18 protein-coding genes are annotated in these 18,382 nt (G+C 59.2%); 12 read left to right on the top strand and 6 right to left on the bottom strand.

All coding sequences use genetic code 11. The features are described from left to right. Positions 1–59: 59 nt before the first annotated feature. The gene (locus AC1DYQ_RS08030; RefSeq protein WP_457282788.1) at positions 60–329 is read right to left on the bottom strand and encodes a hypothetical protein; all 270 of its coding nucleotides are present in this window, start codon (positions 327–329) and stop codon (positions 60–62) included. A 327-nt stretch (positions 330–656) separates the two neighbouring features. Here AC1DYQ_RS08030 and AC1DYQ_RS08025 point away from each other — a divergent pair, with 327 nt between their 5' ends. Genes AC1DYQ_RS08025 through AC1DYQ_RS08015 form a run of 3 tightly spaced genes read left to right on the top strand, consistent with a single transcriptional unit; the run spans position 657 to position 1,655 of the window. Then, the gene (locus AC1DYQ_RS08025; RefSeq protein WP_477686357.1) at positions 657–1,082 is read left to right on the top strand and encodes a response regulator; all 426 of its coding nucleotides are present in this window, start codon (positions 657–659) and stop codon (positions 1,080–1,082) included. 11 nt (positions 1,083–1,093) lie between these two features. After that, a complete protein-coding gene (locus tag AC1DYQ_RS08020; protein ID WP_477686356.1) occupies positions 1,094–1,447 on the top strand; it encodes a hypothetical protein in 354 nt (117 codons plus the stop codon). A gap of 22 nt (positions 1,448–1,469) precedes the next feature. After that, positions 1,470–1,655, top strand: coding sequence for a hypothetical protein (locus AC1DYQ_RS08015; protein WP_477686355.1), 186 nt, complete (start codon positions 1,470–1,472; stop codon positions 1,653–1,655). Between the two features lie 38 nt (positions 1,656–1,693). Here AC1DYQ_RS08015 and AC1DYQ_RS08010 read toward each other — a convergent pair whose 3' ends face one another. Continuing rightward, positions 1,694–2,296 carry a hypothetical protein gene (locus tag AC1DYQ_RS08010; protein ID WP_477686354.1) on the bottom strand — a complete coding sequence of 201 codons (603 nt, stop codon included), beginning with the start codon at positions 2,294–2,296 and terminating at the stop codon, positions 1,694–1,696. A 406-nt stretch (positions 2,297–2,702) separates the two neighbouring features. Next, complete coding sequence (locus AC1DYQ_RS08005) at positions 2,703–3,428, bottom strand: hypothetical protein (protein WP_477686353.1); 726 nt, start codon at positions 3,426–3,428, stop codon at positions 2,703–2,705. A gap of 295 nt (positions 3,429–3,723) precedes the next feature. On the opposite strand from AC1DYQ_RS08005, the gene AC1DYQ_RS08000 reads away from it, so the two are divergent. Beyond that, positions 3,724–9,756 (top strand): HAMP domain-containing protein, encoded by a 6,033-nt coding sequence (locus AC1DYQ_RS08000; RefSeq protein WP_477686352.1) that lies wholly within the window; start codon positions 3,724–3,726, stop codon positions 9,754–9,756. 32 nt (positions 9,757–9,788) lie between these two features. Continuing rightward, on the top strand, positions 9,789–11,936 hold the full coding sequence (locus AC1DYQ_RS07995; protein WP_477686351.1) for a response regulator: 2,148 nt from the start codon (positions 9,789–9,791) through the stop codon (positions 11,934–11,936). Positions 11,937–12,009: 73 nt separating this feature from the next. Here AC1DYQ_RS07995 and AC1DYQ_RS07990 read toward each other — a convergent pair whose 3' ends face one another. After that, positions 12,010–12,402: a hypothetical protein gene (locus tag AC1DYQ_RS07990; protein ID WP_477686350.1), complete on the bottom strand. Its 393-nt coding sequence runs from the start codon at positions 12,400–12,402 to the stop codon at positions 12,010–12,012. Positions 12,403–12,505: 103 nt separating this feature from the next. On the opposite strand from AC1DYQ_RS07990, the gene AC1DYQ_RS07985 reads away from it, so the two are divergent. From AC1DYQ_RS07985 to AC1DYQ_RS07955, 7 genes are all read left to right on the top strand, one after another. Continuing rightward, entirely contained in the window at positions 12,506–12,853 is a 348-nt protein-coding gene (locus tag AC1DYQ_RS07985; RefSeq protein WP_477686349.1) for a hypothetical protein, read from the top strand. A 94-nt stretch (positions 12,854–12,947) separates the two neighbouring features. Further along, positions 12,948–13,178 carry a hypothetical protein gene (locus tag AC1DYQ_RS07980; protein ID WP_477686348.1) on the top strand — a complete coding sequence of 77 codons (231 nt, stop codon included), beginning with the start codon at positions 12,948–12,950 and terminating at the stop codon, positions 13,176–13,178. Positions 13,179–13,181: 3 nt separating this feature from the next. Beyond that, the gene (locus tag AC1DYQ_RS07975; protein WP_477686347.1) at positions 13,182–13,499 is read left to right on the top strand and encodes a hypothetical protein; all 318 of its coding nucleotides are present in this window, start codon (positions 13,182–13,184) and stop codon (positions 13,497–13,499) included. Between the two features lie 376 nt (positions 13,500–13,875). Further along, positions 13,876–14,859 (top strand): virulence factor TspB C-terminal domain-related protein, encoded by a 984-nt coding sequence (locus tag AC1DYQ_RS07970; RefSeq protein WP_477686346.1) that lies wholly within the window; start codon positions 13,876–13,878, stop codon positions 14,857–14,859. Further along, a complete protein-coding gene (locus AC1DYQ_RS07965; protein WP_477686345.1) occupies positions 14,859–15,155 on the top strand; it encodes a DUF2523 domain-containing protein in 297 nt (98 codons plus the stop codon). Before AC1DYQ_RS07970 ends, AC1DYQ_RS07965 begins: the two co-directional genes overlap by 1 nt. Continuing rightward, a complete protein-coding gene (locus AC1DYQ_RS07960) occupies positions 15,152–16,357 on the top strand; it encodes a zonular occludens toxin domain-containing protein (RefSeq protein ID WP_477686344.1) in 1,206 nt (401 codons plus the stop codon). Before AC1DYQ_RS07965 ends, AC1DYQ_RS07960 begins: the two co-directional genes overlap by 4 nt. A gap of 320 nt (positions 16,358–16,677) precedes the next feature. Next, positions 16,678–17,709 (top strand): rolling circle replication-associated protein, encoded by a 1,032-nt coding sequence (locus AC1DYQ_RS07955; protein WP_477686343.1) that lies wholly within the window; start codon positions 16,678–16,680, stop codon positions 17,707–17,709. Between the two features lie 7 nt (positions 17,710–17,716). On the opposite strand, the gene AC1DYQ_RS07950 is transcribed toward AC1DYQ_RS07955, so the two are convergent. After that, a complete protein-coding gene (locus AC1DYQ_RS07950) occupies positions 17,717–18,007 on the bottom strand; it encodes a hypothetical protein (protein WP_477686342.1) in 291 nt (96 codons plus the stop codon). Further along, complete coding sequence (locus AC1DYQ_RS07945; protein WP_477686341.1) at positions 17,985–18,368, bottom strand: hypothetical protein; 384 nt, start codon at positions 18,366–18,368, stop codon at positions 17,985–17,987. Before AC1DYQ_RS07945 ends, AC1DYQ_RS07950 begins: the two co-directional genes overlap by 23 nt. Positions 18,369–18,382 lie beyond the last annotated feature (14 nt).

Genomic DNA, 18,382 nt, shown 5'->3' with positions numbered 1-18,382 from the left:
GTGCGCCTGGGGCTTTTGGCAGCAGGCGGGCCGGCGGTTTGGCCGGCGCAATATGGCCGTCACGTATCGAGCAAACCTTCCAGCCCCTTCACGCAGGCCAGCAGTGCCAGTGCGGCAACGGTGCCAGCCAGGCACCAGCCCATGAGTTCCTGAAGTGCGTCGGCAAGGCCATCGGGCAACAGCATTGAACACAAAAACAGGCTTGCTGCGCAGACAAGCGCGGTGAGAAATGCATGGACGAGGTCGATATCCCGGGGGCTTGCATGAATTCGCCAGGCGGTGAGCAATCCTGCTGCCATGCCTGCCAAAAGTCCGCCCATCAGTTTCATGGTGATTCCCCGTGTGGTTTGCGCTCCACCGGTTGTGTCCCGGTGTCGTTGTCTGGTGCATAGACCATACGGGCCGGCAGATCCATATTCGGTAGCCGGATGCCGGTGCACCCTGTAAGGCCTTTCTTCTCCTTGCGTAAGACATGGCTTACCGTTTCGGCGTGTGTAAAGTGTTCATGTGGACGTCAGTTTCAGGCGCCTTGGCGGCGCGCTGGCCTTTTCTCCTACACGGGCATGCTCGTCCCTCCGGCAGAAACCGGAAGACGCTTCGCTTAAATTTGCAACCATGAAAGACATCCATGCCCAGTTACAGACGGGGATACGCCGATGACGTTGCCAAAAATGAAAACCTATGTGGTAGAGGACAACCCGACCATCCGCGAAAACCTGATCAGTACGCTGGAAGAACTCGCTCCGGTGGAAGCGGTTGGCACGTCTGATACTGAAGAGCAGGGGGCAGAGTGGCTGACGCGCAACGACGCCCAATGGGATCTGGCCATCGTCGACCTCTTTCTCAAGAAAGGAAGCGGTCTCGGGGTGTTGCAGGCTTGCCGCACCCGCAGGCCGCTTCAAAAAATAGTGGTGTTCAGTAACTACGCAACACCCGAAATGCGCAGGCGCTGTGCGGAGTTGGGTGTCGATGCGGTATTTGACAAATCGACTGAGATTGACTGCCTGCTTGCTTACTGCGTAACTCAAAGCCAAAAACTGGACCGGGTTGCGAATGACGAATCCGCGCTCCAGCGAGCCTGAAGGAGGACGGCATGAATGAATCCGCAGTGTTAACAGGCCTGTCCTCAGAGGGCCCTGTTTACCGTTCCGGTGCAGGTCAACGCAAGCTGTCAGAAGATATTTTTCCGTCCGCCGAAGAGGCAGTATTGGCGGAGCAGGTCCATGGAACAGGCGGTTTTTCGTCCGACGCCCAGGTGACCCGGCCGCCGGCAGTCCGGGCCGGCGACAAGCGGGCCCCTCTTATGGGTTCTCTTCGAACCCAGGTCGCGGAATACCCGTGCCGTTCGGCATTGATGGCCGCCGCCGCCGGAGCCTTGGCCATGATCATGCTGCGATCACAGTTGCGTCGCCGCGTCGGTTCGCACCTGCCACGCTGGATCAGATAACTCCCTGGCCCCGGAGCACCCAATGAGACTTCATGTTCCCGTTCCGGAACCCAGCCCCGGCACCCCGGGCATCCATGTTCCCACCGAGGTGCCACCGATGATTATTCCTCCTGCGCCTGGCACGCCCCCCGAGGTCAATGATCCACCGCTGGAGCCGACGCTTCCGATCCGCGAGCCGGCGACCAATGTGCCGCCGCAGGCGGTTTAAACACAGCTCCAGCTCGCGCGGGCACTCAGCGCAATAGCTTACAGGGCGGCCTGCTGCCGCTGGTACTCAGCCCTTTTCATGGTGAGATAAGTGTTCTTGTCTACCTCATGAAGCTGCCGTGCGTACTGTTCCGTGGCATCAAACCAATGCAGCATGCGCGCTTCAAGTTGCTGCGCGGCTGGTTTGTCCACAGCGGCGAGGTAGGCTTCAATCGCCAGGTAGTAACGCATGGTGTTGCGCTCTACCGCGCCGCGCATTCCGCCTACATGCGTCATGTGCTGGTCTTGCCGTATTTGGGTGAATCCCACTTTTCCACTGCCCACGGTGGCAAGGTAGCCCTGCATGGCCAGGCGGCTGGTGATGCCGTAGCCATAGGAATAACCCAAATGAATGAAGGTTTTTCCACCAGGCAGTGGAACCGCCTGCAATTCGATCCGGTAGTTGCTGGTTCCCAGCGGACCTCTATCGGCGTTGAGTTGGGCACCCAGATAGTCGGAAGAGCTGGCGACCAGCCGATAGTTGAATTGCAACGCGAATGCGTCCTCCAGCTGCTGTGCGGTTTTTTTGCCGATGTTCATTTTCAGGGTGCTGGGACTGCTGTCCGAGCTGGCGTGGCAGTATTTGGTGTTGATGTGGAGCATCAGCATTTCGCACCAGCGATTAGGACTTTTGAAAGCGGCGCTAACCGTATTGAAAGGGGAATTCAGTACGGCGTATGCACTTCCAGTTACCGTGTTGGTGCCTTCTGAAGACTCCAGAAAAAGCGGTCTATGGTAGGCGTTCTGCGCCAGCTGCCCTGCCAACGCCACATGCTTTTCGAGCAGGGCAGCGGCGTGGGGTTCCGCGGAAACGGCGGGGGCTTGCTGCGCTTGCGCGGCAGCCGGCGGCAGAAATGTGCCCAATGCCAGGCAACAAGCGACCGCAAGGGTTTGAACGTTGCTCATGACCTCAGTGTGCCAGTGGAAAACAGGCAATTGGGGCATACGCTCCATCGTCCTACATCTATCGCCGAATGAGGGAGGCCGGGGTGAACCCAAAGGTATTTCGTCAGGCTTGCACCGCTTCGGCCAGCCTGTCCGTCGCTGTCGGCAATGTTTCAAATAGCAGTGCGATCCGATTTTCCGTACGGGTCAGGCGCACGGCTTCCCGCAGAGCCAATGCTTCCAGGTCATGCCATTCAAGTTGCCGATACGACGACTTCTCAGGCACCCGCGCAGGCGTGGACGCATTCGGCTCATTCAATGAAGCCTGAACGGAAAAGAAACCATCGGTGAATTCAGTTTCCACGAGCAGTGCCCTGGGTCCGGTGGCCGTGTCGGTCAGGGTAATGATCGCGGCTGTTAACACATTGCGCAGCGCCGACTGGGAGAGCTCGACATCGACCTGGCTGGTGTTGTCGACAATGGAAATGCCCTTGAACGAGAGCTGGGTTGCCACCATGCCCAGACACTCCGCAATGCCTTTTCCGACTTTGACTGACTTGTTTTCCCGGGGAGCAAGCCAGCCCATCAAATCAACACAGGATGCAGCTGCCTCTTTGGACAACGCCACGATGTCGCGTGCATTTCGCTGCAGCGTTTCCGGATCTGTGTCTGCTTTTTGGAGTCGCCTTTCCAGCATGGCCGCAACCATGGCAATCGGCTGCAGCGTACCCGCCATATTGTGACGAATCACGGGCGCGAGTCGCCGCAGGAGTGCGTATTGCGCCGCCTCCGCCACGCATCTTTCCAATGCCGTTTCCTGGATTGATGTGCTGTGGAATTGAACATTCATGGTGATGGTGCCGTCGAAAATGCTCCAGAAAACTGCAGGGTTGGCTGCAGGGCCGCGCCGTTTTTTTTGAATACATCTTGCTGCGATATTTTCAAGGCGTAACTTCAAAATATACAGCGTCAGAAGGGAGTGGTATGTAAGCCAAAACCTACAGATGAAAGGTTGTGACAGGCATGCTGCAAATTGCCGCGCCCTTCGGTAAATAGTGAGGGCTTTGTGTTGTCATTCTGAATGTTCGCGAGTAATCTCGTCAGCCGTTTCTACAAAACGTTACCTTCAATACAGGATGAATGATATGGAGGCACTGGCCAAGCTTTCGGTGGTGGAGCGCGACACCGAACTCAAGTTCATTCTCAAATCCCTGAGCGCGTTGCGGCGGGGCGAACTCGCAGTCACACTTCCGACCGAGTGGGAAGGCGTGTACGGGAAAATAGCCGCTGAATTCAATCAGCTGTCGGCTATGACTGCGGCGACCACCAGCCGCTGCAAGGGACTTGCTGCCAAATCCCGCTCTGCAGCGCGAGTGAGTCGCCGTCTGCCGGAAGAAAAACTATCCGGCTTCTGGCTGGAAAACGCTGTCGCGATTAACACCGTGCTTGATGACGCCGATACGGCAGCGGACCAGACAAAAATTATTCTCGCAGCGTTGACCGACCTTAAGAAGGGCGATGTGCATGCGTCGTTGCCGCAGGACTGGACGGGTGTACCGGGCAAGGTTGCAGATGCATTTAACGATGTCGTTTCCGAGAACGTCCGGATGGCGCGAGAACTGGAGCGATTGAGCCGGGTGGTCGGAAAGGAAGGCCGCTTGAAAGAGCGCGCATTCGTGCCCGATGCCTCCGGCTTCTGGCGCGACTCTGCCGAATCCATCAATTCCCTGATAGCGGATCTGGTTCATCCGACCAGCGAAGTGGCGCGTGTGATTGGCGCCGTCGCCCAGGGCGATCTCTCCAAGAGCATGGCCCTCGAAGCAGAAGGCAAGGCGCTGGAAGGCGAGTTCCTGCGTACGGCCATGATCATCAACAAGATGGTGGAGCAGCTGGGGACCTTCTCAGCTGAAGTGACACGGGTGGCGCGCGAGGTGGGAACCGAAGGCAAGCTGGGCGGCCAGGCCGATGTGCAGGGCGTGGCCGGTACCTGGAAGGACTTGACCGATTCGGTCAACTCCATGGGTTCCAACCTGACGGCGCAGGTGCGCAATATTGCCGAGGTGACGACCGCCGTGGCGGCCGGTGACTTGTCCAAGAAGATCACGGTGGACGTGAAGGGCGAAATCCTCGAGCTCAAGAACACCATCAACACCATGGTGGATCAGCTTCGCTCGTTTGCGTCCGAAGTGACGCGGGTGGCACGAGAAGTAGGCACCGAAGGCAAACTGGGCGGGCAGGCCGATGTGCAAGGTGTAGCCGGTACCTGGAAGGATCTGACCGACAACGTGAACTTCATGGCCGGCAATCTGACATCACAGGTGCGCAACATCGCCGACGTGACCAAAGCTGTGGCCGCCGGTGACCTTTCCAAGAAGATCACGGTGGACGTGAAGGGTGAGATTCTCGAGCTCAAGAACACCATCAACACCATGGTGGACCAGCTCTCGTCTTTTGCTTCTGAAGTGACGCGGGTGGCGCGAGAAGTGGGCACCGAGGGCAAACTGGGCGGCCAAGCCGACGTGCAAGGTGTAGCCGGCACGTGGAAAGATTTGACCGATTCGGTCAACTCCATGGGCTCCAACCTGACCGGCCAGGTGCGCAACATTGCCGAGGTGACGACCGCCGTGGCCGCCGGTGACCTTTCGAAGAAGATCACGGTGGATGTGAAGGGCGAAATCCTCGAACTCAAGAACACCATCAACACCATGGTGGACCAGTTGTCGTCTTTTGCTTCTGAAGTAACGCGAGTCGCACGCGAGGTGGGCACCGAGGGCAAGCTGGGCGGGCAGGCCGATGTGCAAGGTGTAGCCGGCACCTGGAAGGACTTGACTGACTCGGTCAACTCCATGGGCTCCAACCTGACCGGCCAGGTGCGCAACATTGCCGAGGTGACCAAGGCTGTGGCGGCGGGCGACCTTTCGAAGAAGATCACGGTAGACGTGAAGGGCGAAATCCTCGAGCTCAAGAACACCATCAACACCATGGTGGATCAACTGCGGTCATTTGCTTCTGAGGTGACGCGGGTGGCGCGAGAAGTGGGTACCGAGGGCAAACTGGGCGGCCAAGCCGACGTGCAAGGTGTAGCCGGCACGTGGAAAGATTTGACCGATTCGGTCAACTCCATGGGCTCCAACCTGACGGCGCAGGTGCGCAACATTGCCGAGGTGACGACGGCCGTGGCCGCCGGTGACCTTTCGAAGAAGATCACGGTGGACGTGAAGGGCGAAATCCTCGAGCTCAAGAACACCATCAACACCATGGTGGATCAGCTGCGGTCATTTGCTTCTGAGGTGACGCGGGTGGCGCGCGAGGTGGGTACCGAAGGCAAGCTGGGCGGGCAGGCCGACGTGCAGGGCGTTGCCGGTACCTGGAAGGACTTGACCGATTCGGTCAACTCCATGGGTTCCAACCTGACGGCGCAGGTGCGCAACATTGCCGAGGTGACGACGGCCGTGGCCGCCGGTGACCTTTCGAAGAAGATCACGGTGGACGTGAAGGGCGAAATCCTCGAGCTCAAGAACACCATCAACACCATGGTGGATCAGCTGCGGTCATTTGCCTCTGAAGTGACACGGGTGGCGCGCGAGGTGGGTACCGAGGGCAAACTGGGCGGGCAGGCCGATGTGCAAGGTGTTGCCGGTACCTGGAAGGATTTGACTGACAACGTGAACTTCATGGCCGGTAACCTGACATCACAGGTGCGAAACATCGCCGACGTGACCAAGGCCGTGGCGGCCGGTGACCTTTCCAAGAAGATCACGGTGGACGTGAAGGGTGAAATCCTCGAACTCAAGGCCACCATCAACACCATGGTGGATCAGCTTCGCTCGTTTGCGTCCGAAGTGACGCGGGTGGCACGAGAAGTGGGCACCGAGGGCAAACTGGGCGGGCAGGCCGACGTGCAGGGCGTGGCCGGCACGTGGAAAGATTTGACGGACAACGTGAACTTCATGGCTGGCAATCTGACCAGCCAGGTGCGAGGCATTGCGCGCGTGGTGACGGCCGTGGCCAACGGCGACCTGGAGCGCAAGCTGACCGTGGAAGCCAAGGGCGAGATCGCCGCGCTGGCCGATACCATCAACGGCATGACTGACACCCTGGCCACCTTCGCCGATCAGGTAACCACGGTGGCGCGCGAGGTCGGCGTGGAAGGCAAGCTGGGCGGCCAGGCCAAGGTTCCCGGAGCCGCCGGCACCTGGAAAGGCCTGACGGAGAACGTGAACCAGCTGGCTGCCAACCTGACGACCCAGGTGCGCGCCATCGCCGAGGTGGCCACTGCCGTGACCCAAGGTGACTTGACGCGGTCGATCACGGTCGAGGCACTCGGTGAGGTGGCGGCACTGAAAGATACGATCAATGAAATGATCCGCAACCTCAAGGACACGACCCAGGTCAACACAGAGCAGGACTGGCTCAAAACCAATCTCGCCAAATTCAGCCGGATGCTGCAGGGCCAGAAAGACCTGGTGGCCGTGGGGCATCTGATTCTCTCGGAGCTGGCACCGGTGGTTGGCGCGCAGCAGGCGGAGTTTTATGTGCTGAGCTACACGCACGAGAGGCCGCGCCTGCGCCTCATGGCCAGCTACGCGTCTGACGGGCAGGGCGCTTACGGAAAGGAAATCGACCTGGGCCAGGGTCTGATAGGCCAGTGCGCTTTCGACAAACAAAAGATCCTGTTGACGTCCTCGCTACCGCAGGGCCTCAAGATATCGTCCGGCCTTACCGAAGTGGCGCCTATGGACATCCTGGTGCTGCCCATCATCTTCGAAGGCCAGGTTCGCGGCGTGGTGGAACTCGCCTCAGTCGAGCGCTTTAACCCGACTCACCAGGCTTTCCTGGACCAGCTCACGGAGAGTATCGGCATCGTGATCAACACGATTGAAGCGAATATGCGCACCGAGGACTTGCTGACCCAGTCGCAGTCCCTGGCGCAGGAGCTGCAAAGCCGGCAGGAAGAACTGCAGCAGACCAACGAGGAACTGCAGGAAAAAGCCCATCTGCTGGTCCAGCAGAACGACGAAGTAGAGCGAAAGAACCAAGAGGTCGAGCAGGCCCGTCAGGCGCTCGAGGAAAAGGCCAAACAGCTTTCGCTCACGTCCAAGTACAAGTCGGAGTTTCTGGCCAATATGTCGCATGAGCTGCGCACGCCGCTCAACAGCCTGCTGATCCTGTCCGATCAGCTGTGCAAGAACTCGGAAGGCAACCTGACCAACAAGCAGGTGGAGTTTTCCAAGACCATTCATTCCTCCGGCAACGACCTGCTGATGCTGATCAACGACATCCTGGACTTGTCGAAGATCGAGTCGGGCACGGTGGTCGTGGATGTGAACGAGCTGCGGCTGTCCGACCTGCAGATGTATGTCGAGCGCACTTTCCGCCATGTGGCCGAAGCCAAGAATGTGGATTTCCTGATCACCACCGGGTTGCAGTTGCCGATTTCCATGGTGACCGACGTCAAGCGCCTGCAGCAGATTCTCAAAAACCTGTTGTCCAACGCCTTCAAATTCACGCACCAGGGTCATGTGGCCCTGGCGATAGAAGAAGCCTTTACCGGCTGGAGTCCGGACAACGAGGAACTCAACCGCGCGCAGCAGGTGCTGGCGTTTTCCGTTACTGACACAGGTATCGGTATTTCCGCCGACAAGCAGCAGATCATCTTTGAAGCCTTCCAGCAGGCTGACGGCAGTACCAGCCGCAAGTACGGCGGTACCGGTCTGGGTTTGGCCATCAGTCGCGAACTCTCGCGCCTGCTGGGCGGCGAAATACGCCTGTCCAGCGCGCCCGGCGAAGGCAGCAGCTTTGTGCTCTACCTGCCGCTGGTCTACGCTTCGACGCGCGGAGCGCGCAAGCCGGGCAGCAGCGCCGAGCAGCGCTTCGAGCCGGCCGCGCCGATCAGCCGCCTGGGTTTCGAGAAGCTGGAAGTCGCCTTCGATGATTCCGTGCTGTCTCTGGACACGCACTCAGCGGCCGATGAGGCTGCGGATGACCGGCACACCATTCAGCCTGGCGACTTTGTGCTCCTGATTGTGGAAAATGACCTGGCCTTTGCCAGCTTTTTGCTCGATGCCGCAAGGGCCAAGGGGTTCAAGGGCCTGGTGACGCCACTGGGGGCCCGCGCCCTCACGCTTGCCGCCGAATTCAAGCCTTCGGCCATCACGCTGGACATGCATCTTCCCGACATGGAGGGCTGGCGCGTACTCGAGCGCATCAAGCAGGACTTCGGCGTCAGGCACATTCCGGTTTGCGTGATCTCCACCGACGATTCCAAGGAGCGCGCCTATCGATCCGGCGCCATGGCATTCATTGAGAAACCGATCCCGGCCAGGGAAGTTCTCGACGAAATGCTGGATCAGCTGCACCGCTATGTGTCGCGCCCTGTGCGGCATGTGCTTGTTGCGTTGAAGGACGAAGCGTTGCGTGCCGAGGTCACCAGCCTGCTAGGCGGCAGCCATGTTCAGTGCCTGGCGGTGCCGTCACTGGCGGACGTCAAACCCGAGGATTTCGCCCGCCTGGAATGCGCCGTGACCGATGAGGCATCACTGGCGAACGGGCTCGACCGTTTGCTAAATGCCTCGCCCGCGGCCCCGGTGCTCGGGCCGCTGCAGGTGGTGGTCTGGCGTGAAGGCATGATCGATGCGCAGCTTCAGCCTGCCTGGCAGTCACACGACGGCTACCTTTTCCGCGAAGCCAGGTCCGTCCCCCGGGTGATAGACCTGGCCCTGCATGCCCTGCATGTAAGCGAGGCGCGCATGACGGACAGGCAGCGTAGCACCTTGAGAAACTTCCACGACGCCAACAAGTCACTCGCGGGAAAAAGGGTGCTGATCGTCGACGATGACATGCGCAATATCTTCGCTCTGGCCACCGTGCTGGAGGGGGAGGGCATGGACATCGTCTGGGCTGACAACGGCCACGATGCCATCGCCAAAGTCGCCTCCGATCCGCAGCTCAGCGTGGTACTGATGGACATCATGATGCCTGTGATGGACGGACTGGTCACCATGCAGGAGATTCGCAAGCTGCCGGCCGGCAAGACCTTGCCCATGATCGCTGTCACGGCCAAGGCCATGAAGGGGGACCGCGAGAAATGCATAGAGGCCGGCGCCTGGGACTACCTCTCCAAGCCCGTCAATACGGAAAACCTGCTGGCCGTGCTGCGTGCCTGGTTGCCCCGGTGAGCGCCGTCCTCATGCCGCAGGAGCCGGCAAACATGCTGAATCCGGATCTGGTCAACATCCTGATCGTCGACGACCTGCCGGAAAAGCATGTTGTCATGAACAGCATCCTGGAAGAACTGGGGCAAAACATCGTCAGTGCCCGCTCGGGCCGGGAGGCTCTGCGCCTCATCCTGCAGATGGAGTTTGCGGTCATCCTGCTGGACGTCAACATGCCCGACATCGACGGGCTGGAGACCGCCAGCATGATCCGGCAGTACAAGAAGACGGCGCAAACGCCCATTGTTTTTATCACGGCCTATGTGGACGAGGAACAGGCCGCCAAGGGTTACGCGCTGGGCGCGGTGGACTACATCTCTTCGCCCGTCGTGCCGGGGGTGTTGCGTTCCAAGGTCAAGGTTTTCGTCGACCTTCACCGCATGAACCGGCAGCTTCAGCAGCAGGCCGTCGAGCGCGAGGCGCTGGCGCGGTCCGAGGCGGCACGCACCGCGGCCGAGGATGCCACGCGGCGTGCCGACTTCCTGTCGGATGCCAGTCAACGCCTGTCCATGTCCCTCAATATCGATGCCACTGCCCAAGCGCTGGCGGATATCGCCGTACCGGACCTGGGCGCCATGGCGGCCGTCGCCCTGCTGGACAGCCATGGCGAGCTGCACTGCCGCTGCCTCAAAATTGCGGGTGGCCCGGACCCCTCGGCGGGCCCTGTCGTACTCGAATGCCATCGCGAGTTGGGCGCCCCCATGGCGGCGACGGTCCGCAGCGCCATGCTCTCGCGGAAAATAGCGTTTCTGCCCTCAACGGAGTTGTGCGCGGCGTCGACAGCCTCCGCGGCAGCCCCGCAGCCTGCCTGGCCGGAGCTCCCGGCAGACCATGAGGAGATGGCGATTTGCCCGCTGGTCGCGCGTGAGCAGATGCTGGGCGCACTCATTCTGTTCGGCAAGGCCGGCGGTTTTGCGCAGGCGGACGCCGCCCTGCTCAGCGAGGTGGTGGGCCGTGCCTCTATTGCCATGGAAAACGCCAGGCTCTATACGCTGGTTCAGGAAGCGGATCGCCGCAAGAACGAATTCCTTGCCATGCTGGCGCACGAGCTCAGGAATCCGCTGGCACCGATCAGGAACGCAGTGCATATCATTCACAGTTCCCATGTAGTCAACCCGAAGGTTGCATGGGCGCGTGATGTCATTGCACGGCAGGTCGATCACATGTCACGAATGATCGATGATCTTCTGGACGTCTCGCGGATCGTCAGGGGCAAGGTGACGGTTCATATGGAGCCGGTCCTGCTCTCGACATTGTGCGAGCATGCAGTGGAGGCCAGCAGCCCGCTGCTGGCAGCCAGGAATCAGGAATTGACTGTCCGTCTTCCAGCTGAAGCCGTGGTGCTCCAGGGCGATTTGGTGCGCTTGTCTCAAGTGCTTTCCAACCTGCTGAACAATGCCTCCAAATTCACGGATCAGCATGGAAAGATCGAGCTGAACGCCTCGCTGCAGGAGGAGGGCGTCACCCTGTTCGTGTCAGACAACGGTCAGGGCATAGAGCCCGACTTCCTGCCGCACGTATTCGACCTTTTTGCCCAGGGCGACCAGGCCCTGGACCGCGCGCAAGGGGGGCTGGGTATTGGTTTGACACTGGTCAAGCATTTGGTCGAGTTGCACAACGGCAAAGTAGAGGCTTATAGCGAAGGCAAAGGCATGGGAAGCCGGATATCCCTTTATTTTCCCGCGAGGGCTTCAGCCAGCGATGCCGGTCTTCCTGTGATGGCTGCGCCGCCGGCCGCCAAACCGGCGCCTGCTGTTCCCCGAAAAGTCCTTGTAGTCGACGATTTATGCGCTTCCGCAGAAACGCTGCAAGTGCTGCTGGAACTGGAAGGTTTTAACGTGAGGATCGCGAACGATGGTGCGTCAGCGCTCCATATCGCCCGGGAATTCGTGCCGGACGTAGTCATCCTCGACATCGGTTTGCCCGGCCTGGACGGCTTTGAGGTTGCCCGCCAGCTGCGTAGCCGCCCGGAATCGAAAACAACGCTGCTGATTGCCTTGACCGGCTACGGCGAAGCCGAAAGCCGGTTGCGCTCCCAACAAGCGGGTTTTGACCATCATGTGGTGAAACCCGCAGACATCGAATCTCTCCTGGCTATGGTGAGCCTGCCGCGAGTGGAAGCGAAGGCCATGGACGAACAATAGGAAGAGGATGGGGTCCGAAAAAGCAGGCTTCACAAAAGGGCCACAAGGCATCTTCACTGCCAATATTTATTACTTAACATAATATACATCGTAGAACATCTAAGGCGCTAGTCGCCACGTCCTTCAGGCTCAAGGCCCCATAGGTCATGCTGCCCAGACCGGCCAATGCGCCAACGGACGCCACGCCAGTCTGATGCAACCACTTTCCCAGCACTTGTCTAAGTTGCTCCCCACGTAGCGTTCCTGCAGTTTTCTCCAGCGTAGCGCGTACCAATTCCTGTAGCGCATCCTCTTTTGCGAACCCGGCCAGGCGCGCCCGATCTTCAGGTGTGCATGTTCGTTCACCAGACTTCCAGAGGCTGATATTTTGCTGAGCAATGCCCATTGCGCGGGCAAGTTTGGCGTCGCTGCCGACAGCTTGAGAGGCTTTGGCAATGAGCGCGATCAGGTTCTGGTCTGTTGACATGTGTATCACCTTCGCTAAAGTTCGTTGTATCGAGTTCGCTAAATAGCGAATTTGATACATCAACTTTAACCCAGCGGTCACCGTGCCGCAAGAAAGGTCCCGCATGTCGCAAATCGCCTCCATCCTCGAAATTCTCCTGATCACCAACAAGTCCGGCAAAGCCAAAAAGACCGGCAACGACTACAGCATCAACGAAGCCCATTGCGTCCTTCGTAACGCAGACGGGACCCCCGGCGCCGTGGGCGTGCTGGTCATCCCCAAGCGCCTGGAAGAGAAAGCGAAGCAGGGCATGTTCACCGCCTCCTTTGGCCTCGTCGCCGCCGCCTATGGCGAGAACCAAGGCCGCATCGTGGCCGAGCTCACCGACCTGACCCCAGTCCCGCCCTCCTTTCAATCAAAGGCTGCGCCTGCTCCCGTGGCTGCTCCTCGTGCTGCTGCAGCTGCAGCCTAAGTGACTCCAGCCTGTAGAGCCGCATCGTTGTGAAACGCCCGGCTCTATGGGGTGTAGTTCAGCACCGCTGACCACCGTTTGAAAGGGTATTTCCATGTTCAAGAGTGTTAAAAATCTGGTCGTCTCGGCCTTCGTGGCCGTTGCCGGCCTGTTCTTTACCGCCAGCGTGGCTCTCGCGCAAAGCACCAATCCGCTGATCACAGCGGCCACCACTGAAACCGGCAAGACGAAAGATGACCTGATCGCCATGGGCGGCCTGCTTTTCATCGTCACGCTGGCCGTGTGGGGCATCTACAGGCTCATCGGCATGTTTGGCCGGAAGTAAGCCATGGCTGCAGGATGGCAAATCGGTGCCCAGTGCTTCCCGACCGCAGAAATGGCGTCATCGCACGCCTGCTCTGTGGCCTACGGCATGACCAGCGCCGGTTTGCTGTCCTGCTCTTCATTCACTGTTGCGGGCAACACCGCAACCCTTCAAATGTCCAGCGGCGTCGAGTCCGTAGTGGCCCTGCAGCCCTGCGACCGCATGACCTATGCCGACACATGGCTCCCGCTGTTCTCGTTGMTCGTGCTGGGCTCGCTGGCTATCTGGGGGGTCCGGGAACTGATCGATATGTTCAAAAAGAACGGGGACCAGAATGTATGAGCTTCGAATTAATCGACTTCGTGGTTTTCTGCATTGGCTGGTTCTGGCTCTGGCTCTTGGTGCGCTGACGCCCGCCTTTGCAGCCTTCCCGCCACCCGGTGGGCAGACCCAATATCTGTACGGTAGCAGTGCGCAAGATGTGGGCGCATGGGCGTCTACCCAGATGGCCGCGTGTCAAAGCTGGGCCGCCGTGTTTAATGCGCGCCTCGGTTGGCAAGTGACTGTATCGCCCACGTCCATCACGTCGAATGATCACTGTCTGTATTCCTACGTTTATAAGGCTACGGGAGTCACAGGATCGGACGGTGATTTAGCAGTGAGTACGCGGATTGCGCCGGTGGAGTGCCCTGCGGGAAGCACAGGAACCACGTCCTGTGTGTGCACTCCGCCCAGCGTCGAGAATGCCGCGCATGACGGCTGTACCACCGTAAACCCGGACGATGAGCGTTGTAAGGCCATCAAGACCATTGCAGAGTCCACTTTGGGCGGTTCTACAGAGAGCGTGGTTGAGGGTTACTTGTCCAGCGGCTTTGCCTGCAATACCAACGTGTCCGGAGTCACGCCAGGTCGAGGCTGCGGCATGCAGATGAACGTCTCCATGAAGGCCAAAGACCGGGTAACCGGTAAATGGTCCACTTATTTCACGTACACGCACACCGGTAGCTCCTGCACACCAGAGCCGACCGCAACGGATACGTCACCTACAGAGTCCACCTCGACAACTCCGCCGGTTACGCCCAACAACAGCCCTTGCCCGCCCGGCAAAAGCGTGGGCAGCGCCGTCATGAACGGCACCACAGTCACGACTTGCTCTGACCCGATAGAAACCAAGTCAGAGCCAAAGAAAGAAACCGTCAAGCAGAACCCCGGCACGCCGGAAGAAACCAAGACGGAGACGACCACAGAAACCACCTGCACCGGCAATTCGTGCAACACCACCACGACGGTGACCAACACAAGCGTCAACGGCTCCACAACATCGTCCAGCAGTTCCAAGACAGAGGGCAAGGACAGTTTCTGTACCAAGAACCCCAAGGACGGAAATTGCACCGGCACCGGCGATGTGGGCTGCTCCAAGGGTGGCGGCACGGCAGGTTGTACCGGTCTGGGCAAACCTACGGACGGCGAGTTGCCCACCAAAGAAATCGACGTCAACACTTTTGCGCCGGACAACATGAATGGCTTCAGCATCGGCAACGGCTGTCCCGCTGATCTGAACTTTGAAGCCTTCGGCAAGAGCTTCAAGCTCTCCTACAAATGGTTTTGTGACGTGGCGCCTTACGTCAAACCCTTCGTGCTGCTGTCTGCTGCGATGGCCGCACTGATGATCGTTTATGCAGCCCTCACCACCAAAAACTGATGGACACCTTAACCAATTGGCTGATGGCGATGGTGCAACCCATCATCGTCCGCATCATGACTTCGCTCGGGCTCTCGGTCATCACCTTCAAGGGGGTGGATACCGCTTTCCAGCAGGCCCGCGAATACGTCGTCAACAGCGTTAACAGCTTCCCCGCGGCTGTCCTGCAGATGATGGGCTTGTTTGGCTTTAACACCGCCCTTGCCCTTGTGCTGGGCGCTATTTCGTTCTCCCTCACGTTGTGGGCCTTACGCAAGGCCTTCTCGTTCTTCGGACTGGGGAGTGTGGTGTCATGATTATTCTGATCACCGGCACGCCGGGCAGCGGCAAGAGCTTGTATGCGGTGGGTGCATTGCTCAACGGCCAATTCAAGGACCGCCCGAAGTTCGTCAACGGCATTCCCGATTTGCTGCTGGAACACACGCCCATCAGCGACAAGGATGTAGAGGCTTGGTACAAGGGCGGCGAACCCAATGAAGAAACCGGCGCGCCTGCTTTCAATCTGATTGATGCGGTGTTCTGTATCGATGAGGTCCAGCGCATCGCCCGCCCGCGCTCACCCAGTGCGCCCGCGCCGGAGTGGATCAAGCGCCTTGAAGTTCACCGGCACAGCGGCTGCGATTTCATCATCATCACGCAGCACCCGCAACAGATCGATGCCCACATTCGCCGCCTCGTCGGTCGGCATATCCACGTGCGCCGCACCTGGGCCCTGAACGCGGCCATCGTCTACGAATGGGACAGCGTCAGCAACCTGTCCAACCTCAAACAGGCACAGTCCAAAGTCTGGCGCTATCCCAAGCGGGTGTTTGAGTTGTACAAGTCCAGCGAGAAGCACACCAAGGCCGGGGGCCGTGTCCCGCTGGTCGTTTGGGTGGTGCTGGCTACGGCCTTGGCCTTCCCCTTTGTCGGTTGGAACGCCATCAGTCGCACCTTGCACCGGTTCACCGATACCGGCCAGGCTGCGGCCACACCGCCCTCCATGGCCCGCCCGGCTGGTGCCAGCAATCCCCAATCGGGCAAGGTCGCTGCTGAAAAAGGCCCTCTGACCGTCGAACAGTACATAGACCAGTACAAGCCTCGGATTGAAGGAATGATGCACACAGCGCCCGTCTATGACGCCATGACGGTGCCTAAGACGGTCCCGCTGCCTGCGGCCTGCCTGAGCTCCGATCGGCCTTCTTGGGTCAAGCTGCACGGTGGTCCCTGCGGGTGCTACACCCAAACCGGTCAGCGCTATGACACCACACAGGCGATGTGTGTGCAGTACGTGCGCAATGCGGTGTTCTTCCCGTTCCTTGAGCCGCCCGGGGTGGTCCAGTCCAAGCCTAAGCCGGTAGTCGCTACTGAACCCGCGCCCGTGCGCCTTGCATCGACCTCAGAGCCGGTATTTGCCACCGAGTCGAAGCCCGTCCTGCCGCCGCCTGAGATTCGGTCCACCGTCTCGCGTGATGCTGAGGTGCTGGCGTTCATGCGCAAGCGTGAGTACATCAAGTGACCGGCGCAAACCACCTTTTGGAAGACAAACAGCAGGGGAGCCCGCAACGCGGGGGCGGCACGCCCGGGTATGGGGTGCAACCCCATGGCAAACGCTGCAGGCTTGCAGCTCCTGCACGTCGATTGGTTGATGCGGCTGCTAGGTGCGCCGCCGATAGCCGCAGGCCGGCGGCGCGAAGCGCCGCTTAATTTATCTTAAGAACACATCTCGACATAACGCGGATTAGGCGCTGAGTTCATAGAGGAACCGGCCAAAAAGAAACCCCGGCGGGACTACGAATCCCCCGGGGTCAGATTGACAGCAAAGATGAGGCACTGCCAATGGACAACATCGTATTCCGAGATGGGCTTCGCTGCAAGCTCGTTAAAGACGGCTACAAAGTCACGATTTGGGAATCCAAGACCCACACGACGGAGATTCCCACGGGCAAGCCTGATGGCTCCATGATCGACTTAACGGCCCTCCGTGGCCCTGTGGGTGGCTGGTATGGCACCGGACAGCGTGAGGTGCGTATCACGCGCCGCCTGCTTGCTATTCCCTTGGATGAGGAACGTTTCCACCTCGCCGCGTGGTGCGGCCCTGACGAGGCTAGATTGACCATTGACCTTGAGGAGATGGAACGCAAAGCGCTGGCCTGCAAGCGAAAATCCGCCGCCCGCGCAAAGCGCAATTGCCGCCACAAAATTAAGCACGGCCGCTTCCGGCACATGCTCACTGGCACCTACCGCGAGAACATGAAGGACTTTGACCGCATGCGTCGCGACTTCGCCGCGTGGCTTCGCAAGGTTCGCGCTGTCATCCCCCATTTCCGTTCCGTATGGGCCTTTGAGCCTCAGAAACGCGGCGCGTGGCACTTCCACGCCACCACCGACGCCCTACCCCGCATGCTGCGCCACAAAGGCGTGGCAAAGCCCTCCTATGAGGTTATGACGCTGCTCTGGCAAGAGGTGGTGGGCGAAGTGCCGTTCGATTTTTGCGGCCCGCTGCAGCCAGGTCAAGAATGGCCAGTAGTGATGGTCACGGGTGGCACCATCAATGTAGACGGCTACACCCGCAAGTCTAAGAAAAAGCAGCATGCCGACGCTAAAGCTTTCAGCTTGGCCAAGATGGCGGCCTATGTGTCGAAGTACCTCACCAAGCACCATGCTGAGGGCTTAGAGGGCCGCCGCATGTGGGACAGCACCCAAGACCTCACGCCGCCCAAGTCCATCACGCTGGAATTCCCCGAAGGGCCCCTAGCTGACATCATCGCTATAGCGTTCGAATGCCCGCCCGGTTATCGTGTGGCGCGGCATTGGATTAATAGCTTTGGAGATTGTTGGGTGCTCGATACTGAGCCAATACCCAACTAAGGCTTGTTTACAGCCAGTGGAAGCCTTTGGCCATCAGACCCGCAAGACCTAGGGCTACTGTAATGATCGCGCCGAATAGGATTCGAAAATCGGTGGTGCGAATGCTCGCGATGTCCTTTCGGATTTCGCGTGTCTCGTTCTTCAATTCAGCTATGTCTCGCTGGATGAATTCTGAGACGGCTTCTAGCTTTGCAACGCGTGCTTCCATTCCCCCATCATACGGCGGTTCGCCGCCTTGTTCTGAGTTAACCAGACGTGGGGCGCCGCTCATGGGGTCAAATTGATGGATCGTTGCCATTTTCTTGTGTTCTTTTGGCTCTTGCTTTGGTGAGAACAGTGAAGTAATTAAAGAAATACAGGTGGCCGCACTCTGTGCATTCCGCAACGATCGCAACAAGCGCGCTTTCGGTGCCGGCAGAAATGCTGGCCTTCAAATCGTTACCGCGTTCACCGGGTTCAATGCGGATGCGAGAGAGTGATCGGAGACCCGGAATAACTTTATTACCGTTTTCCTTCATTAAGGTGGAGTCAATGTGAAGTCCCCAGTGTTGACCATTGCACCAAGGGCATTGCCGTTTGTCCATCTGCACCAAGAAGTCATCAATTTCCTTCCAGGTGAGAGGCTCCTCGGGTGGTGTTGAGGTTGGCTGGGTGGGCATTAGTGCTTGCGGTT

The sequence above is a fragment of the Polaromonas sp. P1_F4 genome, from assembly GCF_056405675.1.
The sequence above is the reverse complement of the archived record's forward strand: the minus strand, read 5'-3'. Positions and strand labels throughout refer to the sequence as shown.

What these genes read in the sequence shown, in the direction of transcription:
- AC1DYQ_RS07960 (WP_477686344.1), top strand. Translation starts at nt 15,152, where the DNA reads ATGATTATTCTGATCACCGGCACGCCGGGCAGCGGCAAGAGCTTGTAT.
- AC1DYQ_RS07945 (WP_477686341.1), bottom strand. Translation starts at nt 18,368, where the DNA reads ATGCCCACCCAGCCAACCTCAACACCACCCGAGGAGCCTCTCACCTGG.
- AC1DYQ_RS08010 (WP_477686354.1), bottom strand. Translation starts at nt 2,296, where the DNA reads ATGCTCCACATCAACACCAAATACTGCCACGCCAGCTCGGACAGCAGT.
- AC1DYQ_RS08020 (WP_477686356.1), top strand. Translation starts at nt 1,094, where the DNA reads ATGAATGAATCCGCAGTGTTAACAGGCCTGTCCTCAGAGGGCCCTGTT.
- AC1DYQ_RS08015 (WP_477686355.1), top strand. Translation starts at nt 1,470, where the DNA reads ATGAGACTTCATGTTCCCGTTCCGGAACCCAGCCCCGGCACCCCGGGC.
- AC1DYQ_RS07990 (WP_477686350.1), bottom strand. Translation starts at nt 12,402, where the DNA reads ATGTCAACAGACCAGAACCTGATCGCGCTCATTGCCAAAGCCTCTCAA.
- AC1DYQ_RS07950 (WP_477686342.1), bottom strand. Translation starts at nt 18,007, where the DNA reads ATGGCAACGATCCATCAATTTGACCCCATGAGCGGCGCCCCACGTCTG.
- AC1DYQ_RS08030 (WP_457282788.1), bottom strand. Translation starts at nt 329, where the DNA reads ATGAAACTGATGGGCGGACTTTTGGCAGGCATGGCAGCAGGATTGCTC.
- AC1DYQ_RS07965 (WP_477686345.1), top strand. Translation starts at nt 14,859, where the DNA reads ATGGACACCTTAACCAATTGGCTGATGGCGATGGTGCAACCCATCATC.
- AC1DYQ_RS08000 (WP_477686352.1), top strand. Translation starts at nt 3,724, where the DNA reads ATGGAGGCACTGGCCAAGCTTTCGGTGGTGGAGCGCGACACCGAACTC.
- AC1DYQ_RS07955 (WP_477686343.1), top strand. Translation starts at nt 16,678, where the DNA reads ATGGACAACATCGTATTCCGAGATGGGCTTCGCTGCAAGCTCGTTAAA.
- AC1DYQ_RS07985 (WP_477686349.1), top strand. Translation starts at nt 12,506, where the DNA reads ATGTCGCAAATCGCCTCCATCCTCGAAATTCTCCTGATCACCAACAAG.
- AC1DYQ_RS08025 (WP_477686357.1), top strand. Translation starts at nt 657, where the DNA reads ATGACGTTGCCAAAAATGAAAACCTATGTGGTAGAGGACAACCCGACC.
- AC1DYQ_RS08005 (WP_477686353.1), bottom strand. Translation starts at nt 3,428, where the DNA reads ATGAATGTTCAATTCCACAGCACATCAATCCAGGAAACGGCATTGGAA.
- AC1DYQ_RS07980 (WP_477686348.1), top strand. Translation starts at nt 12,948, where the DNA reads ATGTTCAAGAGTGTTAAAAATCTGGTCGTCTCGGCCTTCGTGGCCGTT.
- AC1DYQ_RS07995 (WP_477686351.1), top strand. Translation starts at nt 9,789, where the DNA reads ATGCTGAATCCGGATCTGGTCAACATCCTGATCGTCGACGACCTGCCG.